Source organism: Arthrobacter sp. 2RAF22, from assembly GCF_052115325.1.
GTDB lineage: Bacteria > Actinomycetota > Actinomycetes > Actinomycetales > Micrococcaceae > Arthrobacter.
In genome coordinates this window covers 1-12,056 of sequence record NZ_JBFRGL010000010.1, presented here as the reverse complement: position 1 = coordinate 12,056, position 12,056 = coordinate 1, and the positions used below count along the sequence as shown (strand labels likewise).

Sequence of the window (12,056 nt, the reverse complement as noted above, 5' to 3'; positions counted from 1 at the left end):
CCGATGATCACGTTTGAGAATGTCGAGATCCGTTTCGGAGATTTTGTCGCGCTGCCCGAGTACCAGCTCACGGTGGAAGAAGGCGAGTTTTTCACCCTCCTGGGCCCCTCGGGCTGTGGCAAGTCTACGGCCCTCCGGGCGCTGGCCGGCTTCATCGCGCCCAGCCGCGGGGACATCCGCATCGGCGGCAAGCGTGTCACGCACCTGCCCAGCCACCGCCGCGAAATCGGGATGGTCTTCCAGAGTTACGCCCTGTTTCCCACCCTGTCCGTGTGGGAAAACATCGCCTTCGGCCTCAAGGTTGCGAAGGTTTCCAAGGCCGAGACCGCTGAGCGCGTCCGCGAAATCGCCCGCGAAGTTAATCTCAGCGACGAACAGCTGGGCAAGAGCGTCACTGAGCTTTCCGGCGGCCAGCAACAGCGCGTTGCGATCGCCCGGGCTCTGGTGCTGCGGCCCAAAATCCTGTTGTTGGATGAACCCCTGTCCAACCTCGACGCGAAGCTCCGCCACCAGCTCCGGGCCCAGCTCAAGGATCTACAGCAGCAGTTCGGCATCACCACCGTCTACGTCACCCACGACCAGGACGAGGCGCTGACCATGAGCGATCGCATTGCCGTGATGAACAACGGCCGGATCGAGCAGGTAGGAACGCCCCGGGAAGTGTACACGCGGTCCGCCACCGAGTTTGTGTGCAACTTTGTGGGCGATGCAAACAAGCTCTCCCCCGCCACCGTCAAAGCAGTAATGCGCGACGGCGGGACCCCCCTTGATCCCGCGAGGCCGGCTTACGTGCGGATCGAAAAGGTCAGGATCGAGGCCGCGGGTACCGTCGCATCGGAAGCCGGCCCCGCCCTCCCAGGCCGGGTGAGCTCACGGCATTACCATGGCGTCTACAGCAGCTACCGCGTCGAAACGGATCGCGGAATGTTCCGCGGGATCCTGCAGGAGGATGGGAGGGGAGGCTTCCAGCCCGGGGATTCGGTCCAGCTTCTGATCAATCCGGACGATGTCCTTCAGTACGGCGGCTCCCAGTACGGTGTCTCCCACTACGGGGTCGCCTCGTGAACGGCTCGTTGCGCCAACTGTTTCGGTCTCCGCTGTTCCTGGTGGTCGGGGCAGTACTGTTGTGGTTTTCCGTCACGTTCCTGATCTACCCGAACGTCAGGTTGCTTGGAACGGTCTTCATGCCGGAGGGGCAGTTTTCCTTCGTTGCCATCCGGCGGCTGATGTCCTCCCAACATGCCATGGAATCACTGCGCAACAGCTTCCTACTTGCAGCGGTGCTCTCGGTGACCGTCAACGCCGTCGGGATTTTCATTGTGCTGGCCACACGGTACTTCGACATCAAAGGTGCCCGGGTATTGTGGCTGGGCTACGCCAGCACGCTGATTTACGGCGGAATCGTGCTGGTGGCCGGCTACAAGTTCATCTACGGAGACAGTGGCTTCATCACGCGTCTATTGCTGAATGTGTTCCCGGGCATGAATGCGGCTTGGTTCACCGGCATGTTCGCGGTGGTGTTCGTCATGACGTTCGCCTGCACCGGAAACCATCTGCTGTTCCTCGGCAACGCGCTGGCGAAGGTGGACTTCCAGACCATCGAAGCCGCCCGGATGATGGGCGCTTCAAGCTGGAAAGAGCTGCGCGGCATCGTTCTGCCCACCCTGATGCCGATGATCTATGCCATCACCATCCTGACCTTCCTCGGCGGGCTCGGGGCGTTGGCCGCCCCGCAGGTACTCGGCGGCGAGGACTTCCAGACCGTCACGCCGATGATTTTGACGTTCGCCAACGCTCCCTCGTCCCGGGATCTCGCCGCGACGCTCGCCATCATCCTGGGACTGTCCACGATCGTGCTGCTGGCCGTCATGAACCGCTTGGAAAAGGGCGGGACCTACTTCAGCGTGTCCAAGGTTCCCGCTTCCATGCAGAAGCAAAAGATCGAAAACCCGGTAGCAAATGTTGTGGTGCACGCCGTGGCATACGCACTTTTCGCCGTCTACGCGCTCCCACCGGTCCTGATCGTCGTCTTTTCCTTCACCGACGCAGCCTCAATCCAAAGCGCCACCCTGAACACCGGCAGCTTCACCCTGGACAACTACCTCCGGGTATTCACCGACTATTCGGCCTTATGGCCGTTCCTGGTAAGCATCGGCTACAGTGCCGTCGCGACGATCGTTGTCGTCTTCGGCCTGCTGTTCGTCGCCCGCCTCGTGCAGAAATTCCGCAACGCCGTCACTGCTGCCATCGAATACGTCCTGCATATCCCTTGGATTCTGCCCTCCACCATGGTTGCGCTCGGATTGATCATCACTTTCGACCACTCCGAATGGCTGATGGGCAACATTGTCCTGACTGGGACGCTGGCGATCCTCGCCATTGCCTACGTGATCGGCAAGATTCCGTTCACCCTGCGGATGCTCAAGGCAGCCTTCGCCGCGGTACCCGACCAGTTGGAAGAGGCCGCTGCGATTCTTGGCGCCGGCTCCTTCACCACCTTCCGTCGGATACTTTTGCCGATCGTCGCACCCACGGCGGCGGCTGTAGCCGTCCTGAACTTCAACCACCTGCTGGACGACTACGACACCGCTGTCTTCCTGGCTCACCCCCTGTACCAGCCTTTGGGGATCGTCATCAAGAACGCCACCAACAACGACACCTTGACGGACACCACAGCCCTGACCTTTGTGTACACCGTCATCCTCATGGTCATCACCGGCGTCACCATGTGGCTCGTCTACGGACGGGGAGCCGGACCCGGCGGTTCGCGACGTCGTCGTAATTCCTCAACAAAAGTAGTCCCTGCTCCGCCGTCGACTACACCAGAAACCGCCCGCGCATACCGTGAGCTGGCCACCGCTGGCGCCGCAAACAAGCAACAAGAGAGATAAAAAGATGTTCGGACAGCCACGATTCGTGGAGCAAAATGCCCAACTCAATGCCGCTTTTGAGCACGCCAGGCCCTTGGTGGCCGTCCACCGCGGCACCGGCCTCGGCACCATCGCGGAAAACACCCAGCCGGCCGTAGAGGCAGCCCTTCGCCAAGGTGCCGAAATGGTGGAGATCGACATCGTTGAATCGACCGACGGCGAGTTCTTCCTCTTCCACGACGGCTACGAGCCGATGCACTTCGGGATCGAGGAGAACATCAGGACACTGGATGCCGCATCGATCCGTGCCTTGGAGTACCGCTGGTGCTCGACGGCGAGCAACGAGCCCTACAGGGTGGCAACGCTCGATGAGGTACTGCGTCAAAACCCTCGTGCCCTCTTCAACGTGGACCGCTCCTGGTGGTACTGGGAAAGGCTTCTGCCATACCTGGACAGCTACGACGTCTTGGGCAGGGCCGTGCTGAAATCCCCCGTGGACCGGGAACCGCTGGAGCTGCTGGCAGCGCACCCGGTGAAATATCCCTTCGCGCCCATGGTCCGGTCCCATGAGGACGTTCTCCGTGTGCTGGAGTACACGGAGATCAACACGGTTGGCATGGAACTGCTAGCAGAAGGTCCGGACCACGATTTTGCCTCTCCCGACTATGTGGAGTGGCTCCATTCGCGGGGACTTTTCGTCCTCTTGAACGCCATCAACCTGAGCAACAGGGTGCCCCTGTTCTGCGGCTGGGACGACGAGATGTCCGTGCTTGGCGACCCCGATTCAGGGTGGGGGCGGCTGGTGGGACTTGGTGCCGACATCATCCAGACCGACTGGCCGGGATTGCTGGTCCCCTACCGAAATGCCGTGCTTCAGGGGGCGCCCACGGGCATGTTGGCCAGCCAGTAGAGTTGTGGCTGTGACTGAGCTGGGGCCCCCGAAGGGACGTAACGGAGGATCACCGCTGGGTGTGCGGATGGACGACGTCGCCCAGCTGGCCCAGGTATCCCGGGCCACCGTGTCCCGGGTGTTGATGGGGCATGTGTCTGTTTCTCCCAAGACCCAGGAAAAGGTCAACCGGGCCTTGCGGGAATTGGGCTACGTGCCCAACATGATTGCCAGCGGGCTGGCGGCACGGAGTTCGGACCTGGTGGGCCTGCTTCTGCGGGATCCCAGGAATCCCGCATACGGCCTGCTCCACAGCGAGATTCAGAACGAGGCCAGCCGCTCAGGGCTTCAGCTCATCACAGTGGTTCCCACGGTAACGCGGGGTGCCGAGGAAGAGCTTGCAGGGTTGCGAAGGCTCCTGGGCTTGCGGGTCGGCGGCCTCATGGTTTCCACCGGCGTCATCAAGGCTCACGATCTGGAACCTTTCCTCGACTCGGTGCCGGTGGTGTCCGTCGGCAGGGTGGAGGAACATCCGGGCATTTACGGAGTCTCCTACGACGAGGACACGAACGGTGCCATCCTGGCCGACCGAGTGGCCAGCGCGGGCCATCGCGCCGTGGCGGTGGTGGTTCCCGCATTCTCCCTCTCCACAGCCGAAAACCGGCGGGGTCTCGCCATGGCGGCACACCTGCGCGGGCGCGGCATCGATGTCCACCAGCTCGATACCGATCTCTTTGCCGACTCAATGGACCGTTGTGAGGACATCGTCCGGCTGGCAACCGAAGGACGGATCACCGCAGCTATGTTCCCGTCGGATACCCGTGCCATTTCCTTCATGCCGCTCGCAAGAGCGGCAGGGTTGCGGATCCCCGAGGATCTGTCCATCACAGGGTGCGACGGCATCCTGATGGGCGCCGATCAGATCGGGATCGCCACGCTCAGGATTCCGGTCCATGACGTGGCGGTACGGGGCACTGCGGTCATGGCGGAGCTGCTCAAGAATCGCAGCTCCGCCGCCATACGCCACGAGCGGTTCCCGGGAGTCTTCGTCCCGGGCCGCACCCTGGCCTCACCGGCGCACGTCAGCTGATTCTTCCCGGCACTGTCTTTCAGGAGAACTCCTTCAACGCCTCGGTGAGCAGCCCGCCCGGAGACCCCAGCCGGACATGGACGCCATTCGAAGCCACCAGTTCACCGGCAATGACGACGGCGGTGACGTCGCTCGCCGTCGCGCTGAATGCGAACTGCTGGGGCATGGAACCCGCGGTTCGCACCGAGTCCGGAGCCACAGCCATGAGATCGCACACCGCAGCTACCTCTAGTACCGACGCAATGGGCGTGGCCATGGATGCGGTTGCGCCGATGGTGGCCGCGTGGAACAGTTCTTGCGGTGAAAACCTGCCCCGCTGGCCGGAGCCGAGGCGTTCCCCGTGTTCCAAAGTGCGCATTTCAACCCAGGGATCGATCACGGCGTGTTGGTCGGTACCTAGCGCGATGGTCGAGCCGGCGTCGGACAGGGCGCGTGCCGGGCCGATCCCGTCAGCTAGATCGGCCTCGGTGCTGGGACACATCACCACCGTGGATCCCGCATCTCCGAGGAGTTGGATGTCGTCCGGCGTCAGGTGGGTCGCGTGGACGGCGGAGAGCCGCCGGGACAGCAGGCCGTGGCGGGCAAGAAGCCCGGCAGGCGTGACGCCATAGGCCTGCACGCAGGCTTCGTTTTCAGCCGGTTGTTCACTGAGGTGGATGTGCAGCGGAATATCGGTGGGCAACTGCCGGACGACGGTCTTGAGCGCCTCCTCGGTCACTCCTCGGACGGAATGCAGGGCGGCCCCCACGCCGACCATTTCCGGCGGAAAGCTCCATGCCACCGCGGCACGCAGTGACCCGAGCCGGTCCAGCCAAGCCTGCGCATCGGCGTCGCCAAACCGTGCCTGTTCCGGGCTCAGCGGCGTCCCGATGCCTCCCGCGAGGTACAGGGTGTCCAGCAAGGTCAGCCGGATCCCGGCCGCCACGGCTGCCCTGGCCAACGCCAGTTCCATCGCGTGCGGCTCCGGGTACGGCGTTCCTTCCGGCTGGTGGTGGACGTAGTGGAATTCCGCCACGCTGCTGAAGCCGGACACCACCATTTCGGCGAACACTGCCGTGGCGAGCTTCTCGTACTTCTCCGGTGTCAGTTCCGCAGCGCTCCGGTACATTTGCTCCCGCCAGACCCAGAAGTCACCGCGCCCGTCATGCGTCCGTCCGCGCAGGATCCGGTGAAAAGCGTGCGAATGGGCGTTGGCCGCGGCCGGGAAGACGACGCCGTTCAGTATCCGGTCACCGCTTTCGGGCTCGACGCCGGTAAAGATCCCGGAGATGCGGCCGTTGTCCACCTCCAAGCGGACGCTCGCGGCCACAGCAGAAGCGCCCGCGACAGAACCGCCGTCGGCGTCTATAAGAGCCGCCTCGCACCAGATCCCGCTCACAGGAGCCCCTCCAGAACGTCGGCGAGGGCGACGGCGCCGGCTAAGGCGTCCTCGTCGGCCACGTACTCTTCCGGGGAGTGCGAGATTCCGCTCGGGTTGCGGACGAAAAGCATCGCCGAGGGGACATGTCCAGCCAAGACTCCGGCGTCGTGCCCGGCGCCGGTCGCCAGCACCGGCGCGCCCGGCAGGAGCTCGCCGATGCGTCGGCTCAGCTCGGGATCGAAATGGACGGTGTCGCTGTAGGACTCCTCGGTGAGGGTGACAGTGCATCCCTCACCTGCCGCGATTTCCCGGGCCGCACGGTAGATCGATTCGATCAGTTGTGCCGTCACGGCATCGTCGGGATGGCGGGCGTCAAGCCACAGATCAACGCGGGAGGCAATCACGTTGGTGCCGCCGGGAACCGGGGTCAAGCGCCCCACGGTGGCCCTCGCATCAGCCTGTTTCGCGGCCGCATCACGGACGGCAACGACGATCTGCGCGGCCGCTACCATCGGGTCGGCGCGGTCGGCCATGAGGGTAGTCCCGGCGTGGTTGCCTTGGCCGTTGACGCTGAGTTTCCAGCGGCCGTGGCCCAGAATGGAGCTGCCCACGGCGATGGCCGGCCCGCTTTGGCCCAGTCCCTTCCCCTGTTCCACATGCAGTTCGACGAAGTCGCCGATTCGCGCCATGGCTTTCGGGTCGGGACCCACGTGCCGGGGATCCAGGCCATTGCTCCGGGCGACGTCGGCGAAAGTGTCGCCGTCGACGTCGCGCAGGTTCAGCGCCTTGTCGACGTCGATGGCGCCGGTCAGGAGCCGCGAGCCCAAGCAGGCCACGCCAAAGCGGGATCCTTCTTCTTCCGGGAAGACCGTGATGGCCAGCGAACGCTTCGGCTTGACGCCTCGAGAGGCAAGAACGTCGACGGCGGCGAGTGCGGACGCGACTCCGAGCGGCCCGTCAAAGGCACCCCCGCCCGGGACGGAGTCGAGGTGGCTGCCGGTGACGAGGGCACCGTCCTGGGGCTTTCCCCACCAGGCCCAGATAATGCCGTTACGGTCGGTCTCGACGTCGAGGCCGCGCTGTTGGGCTTGTTCGATGAACCAGTGCCTGAGGTCGAGCTCGGGCGTCGAGTAGACAGCCCTTGAGTATCCTCCGCGAACCGCATCTCGGCCCACGTCCTTGATTGAGTCAAGGAGCTGATTGACGGTTTCCACGTTGTTCCTCCGATGAATGAAGACTGCCACCAAGTAAAAACCACTTGTCACCCCATGACAAGACCTTGAGCGCAGAACCGTGACAATTAACAGGCTTGAAACACCGTCGAAACGGCTTGTTCCCACCAAGCGTCTCAAATCCCGGAATCTCAGGTAATTTCACGAAATCTATTGCCATTCGATGAAAGTTGATTTTTACTAAGTGGCAAGACATGGTGATTCAGACCACTTGAAAGCAGGTCAGTCAGTGGCAGCAGACTCTTCCACCCGGACGGTCGAAAGGGCGTTGGCCCTCCTGAGCGCGGTCTGTACCGATGGCGCCATCAGCTTGAGCGACGCCGCACGCGTTGTTGACTTGTCGGCCAGCACCGCACTCCGGCTCCTCCGCACACTGGAGGGCAGCGGATTCGTGAAGCGGGACCCGAGCGGAAACTTCCGGCCCGGCGCCAGTGTCATCCAGTTGGGAGCACTCGCGCTCGGACAGGAATCCCTCGTGTCTCTGTGCACACCGCATATGAAGAGGCTGGTGGCCGACACGGGCGAGTCCTGCTATTTGAGCATTCCTGGTCCTGGGGAAACCGGAATCTACATCGCCATTGTCGAAGGTACGCACTCTGTCCGGCACACCAGTTGGGTCGGCAGGAGCATTCCGCTGGAAGGATCCGCCGCCGGGAAGGTCCTCACTGGCGGGCAGAACGGCCGCGGCTTCGCCATCGTGCGAAGCGGCGTAGAAGACGACATTACGGCCGTCGCCGCACCCATCGTGATCGGCGGCCGCACCGTGGCAGCCCTCAGCATCGTCGCACCGAGCTACCGCTTGGGCGAGGCGAAGGCCCAGACATTTGGCGAGGAACTGGCGAGGGTGGCGAACAATATCCTCGTGGAACCCTCCGGAGACCATGAAGTGCCCCAGGAAAGCATGGAAAAGAAATGATCAAGTTTGAAAATGTCACCAAGGCGTACCCGGACGGGACGGTCGCCGTCGACGGCCTGAACCTCGAGGCGCCCACCGGCAAGCTGACCATCTTGGTTGGCCCGTCCGGCTGTGGCAAGACCACGTCCCTCAGGATGATCAACCGCCTCATCGAACCCACCAGCGGCACCATCTACCTCGATGACCAGCCGACGTCGGGCATGGACGCTGCGTTGCTGCGCCGCCGGATCGGCTACGTCATCCAGCACGCCGGCCTCTTTCCGCACCGCACTATCGTCGACAACGTGGCAACGATGCCCGTGCTGCTCGGCGAGAGCAGGCAAAAGGCCCGTATGAAAGCCCTCGAGCTCATGGAGCGCGTCGGACTCCCCGCGAGCTTCGCCAAGCGCTACCCGTGGCAACTGTCCGGTGGACAGCAGCAGCGCGTGGGCGTGGCCCGGGCTTTGGCTTCGGATCCGGCCTTCATGCTCATGGACGAACCCTTCAGTGCCGTTGACCCCGTGGTCCGCGCACAGCTCCAGGAGGAGTTCCTCCGGCTGCAGCGCGAGATCGGCAAGACCATCATCATGGTCACCCACGACATCGATGAGGCCCTCAAGCTCGGCGACCAGGTTGCCGTGATGCGTGTCGGCGGAAAACTCGCCCAGATGGCCACGCCGTCGGAGCTGCTGACGTCCCCGGCTGACGAATTCGTGGCCGACTTCGTGGGACGTGACCGTGGCTACCGTTCCCTCGGCTTCACCAACGCGGCCGGCACGGTTGCCGTTTCCGAAGAAGCCGTGGTCACCCTCGGCGCATCTGCCGCCGAGGCCCAGAGCAAGGCCACGGGGGCCTGGGTGCTGGTGGTCGACCCGCTGCGGAAGCCGCTCGGCTGGGCACAAGCGGACCTCATCAAGGGCGAGCTCACGAGGGAGCACCTCAACCTCAGCGGCACCTCCGCGTCGTCGTCCGGGACCATGCGCCAGTTGCTCGACGCCGCGCTTTCCTCCCCCAGCCGGCGCGGCGTCGTCGTCAACGAACACGGCGAGCTTATCGGCACAGTGACGGCCACCGACGTCGTCAAGGCGATCGAGGCCGAGCCGCACTTGGAGACGGCGCGATGAACTTTGAATGGCTCGGCCGTCAGTCCGACAACATCGTCTTCCTCCTCGGTTGGCACGTGCTGCTCGCCGTCACTCCCCTTATCCTCGGCCTGCTGATCGCATTGCCCCTTGGCTGGTGGGCACACCGCAGCCGCCGGATCTATCCCCTTCTGGTAGGCGTGGCGGGCCTGCTTTACACAGTCCCTTCCCTCGCACTGTTCGTCCTGTTGCCGCTGGTCCTTGGCACCAAGATCCTGGATCCCCTCAACATCGTGGCAGCTCTGACCATCTATACCGTGGCGCTGCTGGTACGCGTCGTAGCCGACGCCCTGGATTCCGTGCCGGAAGACACGGTCCAAGCCGCCAAGGCGATGGGCTACCGCGGATACCAGAGCCTGGTGAAAGTGGAGCTACCCGTGGGCGTCCCGGTCATCAGTGCCGGACTCCGCGTCGCGGCAGTCTCCAACGTGAGCCTTGTTTCCGTGGCAGCATTGCTCGGCATCCCGCAGCTCGGCTCGCTCTTCACCCAAGGCTTCCAGTTGCGGTTCTTCACCCCGATCATCGCCGGCATCATCCTCTGCGTGGTCCTGGCCATGATCCTTGACGGACTGATCATCCTCCTCAACCGGTGGCTGACACCGTGGACCCCCAAGGTGGTGGCATCATGATCAACTACTTGTTCAATCCCGCACACTGGAGCGACGCCGACGGCATCCCCACCCTGATCGGCGAACACCTGCTCTACTCCCTCATTGCCCTCGTCGTCGCGGCCATCATCGCCGTTCCGCTCGGTATCTACATCGGAGTCACAGGCAAGGGCGTCTTCATGATCGCGGGCCTGGCCAACGCCCTCCGTGCCCTCCCCAGCGTGGGCCTGCTGATTCTGTTGGTCCTGCTGATCTCGCCCGCGTTCCCGTCCAAAATGGGCTACATCCTGCCGAGCCTCATCGTCCTGGTGCTCCTCGCGGTCCCACCCATCCTGACCAACACGTACGCCGGTGTCCGCGCGGTGGACGCTGCCGCCGTCGACGCCGCCAAGGGCATGGGCTTCCGCACCATGAAGATCCTCACGGACATCCAGCTCCCTTGCTCGCTCCCGCTCATGCTTTCCGGGGTCCGCAGCGCATTGCTGCAGATCATCTCGACGGCGACCATCGCCGCGTACATTTCGCTCGGCGGCCTCGGACGGCTGCTGATCGACGGCAAGGCCCAGAACGATTACAGCCAGATGGTGGCCGGAGCCGTGCTGGTTGCGCTGCTGGCCCTGTTCTTCGACCAATTGCTCGCCTTCATCACCCGCAGGGTCGTCTCACCCGGACTGACCCGGCGCACCGTCAAGGCGGCCGCCCCGGCCGCGGCGGCTGACACCGTGAAAACCCCCGTCACGGTCTAAGCAGCTCCCCCGCTTCATCGCCGTCGGGCGCCCTGCCCTACGGCGGCAACACCGTTCAAACCACCCCCACTTGGCCACCGCATGCCCTGCAACGGCCCTCCCAGAGAGAATTGACATGAAAAAGTACCTGACTGGTTTCGCCCTGGCGGCTGCCACCGCCATCGCCCTGAGCGCTTGTGGTGGGGATCCCATGAGCTCCACCAACAACAACTCCCAGGCCGCAGGATCGACGGACAGCATCATCGTCGGCTCCGCGGATTTCCCGGAAAGCCAGCTCATTGCCAAGATCTACGCCGAGGCCCTCAAGTCGAAGGGCGTCCAGGTCACGGAGAAGCCCAGCATCGGCAGCCGCGAAGTCACCATCCCGGCACTGAAGGACGGTTCCATCGACCTCATGCCGGAGTATGGCGGCGCGCTGCTGCAGTACCTCGATGCCTCCACCAAAGCGGTAACCTCGGATGAGGTCACCAAAGAGCTGAGCACCAAGATTCCGTCCGGTCTCACGCAGCTGACGGCATCCAAGGCACAGGACAAGGACGTCTTGGCGGTCAAGAAAGAAACCGCCGACAAGTACAACCTCAAGTCCATCAGCGACCTTCAGCCTGCTGCCAAGGACCTCGTCCTGGGCGGCCCGCCGGAGTGGAAGACCCGTATTAACGGCGTTGCCGGCCTGAAGTCCGTCTACAACCTCGACTTCAAGGAGTTCTCAGCGCTCGACGCCGGCGGTCCGCTCACGCTGAACGCCCTCCTTTCCGGTCAGGTACAGGTTGCCGACCTCTTCAGCACCGATCCCGCCATCGCCGCCAACAACCTGGTTGCCCTGGAAGACAACAAGAATCTGTTCTTGTCCGAGAACATCGTTCCCGTCATCAACCAGAAGAAGGCCAGCGACACCGTCAAGGGCGTGCTGGACAAGGTATCTGCCGCGTTGACCACCGATGACCTGATCCAGATGAACGGCAGGACCGCCAAGTTCGAGGACATGGGACAGATCGCCCAGGACTGGCTCAAGTCCAAGAACTTGGCCTAGTTCGAGCACGAAGCAACTAGTCCCGCTCACCAAGGAGTACGAAGAATGGCACCCGCTGATTTCACTACCGGAGCCCGTCCGGTCAAGGCCGCGCGCGGCACGGAGCTGACCGCGAAGAGCTGGCAGACCGAAGCGCCGTTGCGCATGTTGATGAACAACCTGGACCCGGAGGTCGCCGAGCGTCCGGATGACCT

At 63.5% G+C, this 12,056-nt stretch carries 12 protein-coding genes; 10 read left to right on the top strand and 2 right to left on the bottom strand.

The genetic code is table 11. From position 1 onward, the window contains the following. The first annotated feature begins 3 nt into the window (after window positions 1–3). The 4 genes from AB4068_RS09690 to AB4068_RS09675 are packed head-to-tail and all read left to right on the top strand — an operon-like array spanning window position 4 to window position 4,849. Window positions 4–1,065 (top strand): ABC transporter ATP-binding protein, encoded by a 1,062-nt coding sequence (locus AB4068_RS09690; RefSeq protein ID WP_441433251.1) that lies wholly within the window; start codon window positions 4–6, stop codon window positions 1,063–1,065. Continuing rightward, the gene (locus AB4068_RS09685) at window positions 1,062–2,891 is read left to right on the top strand and encodes an ABC transporter permease (protein WP_441433250.1); all 1,830 of its coding nucleotides are present in this window, start codon (window positions 1,062–1,064) and stop codon (window positions 2,889–2,891) included. The genes AB4068_RS09690 and AB4068_RS09685 overlap by 4 nt, the downstream gene beginning before the upstream one ends. A gap of 4 nt (window positions 2,892–2,895) precedes the next feature. Beyond that, window positions 2,896–3,780 (top strand): glycerophosphodiester phosphodiesterase family protein, encoded by an 885-nt coding sequence (locus AB4068_RS09680; RefSeq protein ID WP_441433249.1) that lies wholly within the window; start codon window positions 2,896–2,898, stop codon window positions 3,778–3,780. Between the two features lie 10 nt (window positions 3,781–3,790). Further along, complete coding sequence (locus AB4068_RS09675) at window positions 3,791–4,849, top strand: LacI family DNA-binding transcriptional regulator (RefSeq protein WP_441433248.1); 1,059 nt, start codon at window positions 3,791–3,793, stop codon at window positions 4,847–4,849. A 19-nt stretch (window positions 4,850–4,868) separates the two neighbouring features. On the opposite strand, the gene AB4068_RS09670 is transcribed toward AB4068_RS09675, so the two are convergent. Both AB4068_RS09670 and AB4068_RS09665 read right to left on the bottom strand, forming a co-directional pair. Beyond that, on the bottom strand, window positions 4,869–6,227 hold the full coding sequence (locus tag AB4068_RS09670; RefSeq protein WP_441433247.1) for a formimidoylglutamate deiminase: 1,359 nt from the start codon (window positions 6,225–6,227) through the stop codon (window positions 4,869–4,871). After that, entirely contained in the window at window positions 6,224–7,423 is a 1,200-nt protein-coding gene (locus AB4068_RS09665) for an allantoate amidohydrolase (RefSeq protein WP_306961952.1), read from the bottom strand. The genes AB4068_RS09670 and AB4068_RS09665 overlap by 4 nt, the downstream gene beginning before the upstream one ends. A gap of 202 nt (window positions 7,424–7,625) precedes the next feature. On the opposite strand from AB4068_RS09665, the gene AB4068_RS09660 reads away from it, so the two are divergent. From AB4068_RS09660 to AB4068_RS09635, 6 genes are all read left to right on the top strand, one after another. Further along, entirely contained in the window at window positions 7,626–8,357 is a 732-nt protein-coding gene (locus tag AB4068_RS09660; protein ID WP_284989880.1) for an IclR family transcriptional regulator, read from the top strand. After that, window positions 8,354–9,460 (top strand): ABC transporter ATP-binding protein, encoded by a 1,107-nt coding sequence (locus AB4068_RS09655; protein ID WP_284989879.1) that lies wholly within the window; start codon window positions 8,354–8,356, stop codon window positions 9,458–9,460. Before AB4068_RS09660 ends, AB4068_RS09655 begins: the two co-directional genes overlap by 4 nt. Then, on the top strand, window positions 9,457–10,107 hold the full coding sequence (locus tag AB4068_RS09650) for an ABC transporter permease (protein ID WP_059389395.1): 651 nt from the start codon (window positions 9,457–9,459) through the stop codon (window positions 10,105–10,107). The genes AB4068_RS09655 and AB4068_RS09650 overlap by 4 nt, the downstream gene beginning before the upstream one ends. Beyond that, complete coding sequence (locus tag AB4068_RS09645) at window positions 10,104–10,832, top strand: ABC transporter permease (RefSeq protein WP_441433246.1); 729 nt, start codon at window positions 10,104–10,106, stop codon at window positions 10,830–10,832. The genes AB4068_RS09650 and AB4068_RS09645 overlap by 4 nt, the downstream gene beginning before the upstream one ends. A gap of 115 nt (window positions 10,833–10,947) precedes the next feature. Next, window positions 10,948–11,862 (top strand): ABC transporter substrate-binding protein, encoded by a 915-nt coding sequence (locus AB4068_RS09640; RefSeq protein WP_059389394.1) that lies wholly within the window; start codon window positions 10,948–10,950, stop codon window positions 11,860–11,862. Window positions 11,863–11,907: 45 nt separating this feature from the next. Next, a partial coding sequence (locus tag AB4068_RS09635) for a hypothetical protein (RefSeq protein WP_441433306.1) occupies window positions 11,908–12,056 on the top strand: 149 nt, incomplete at its 3' end.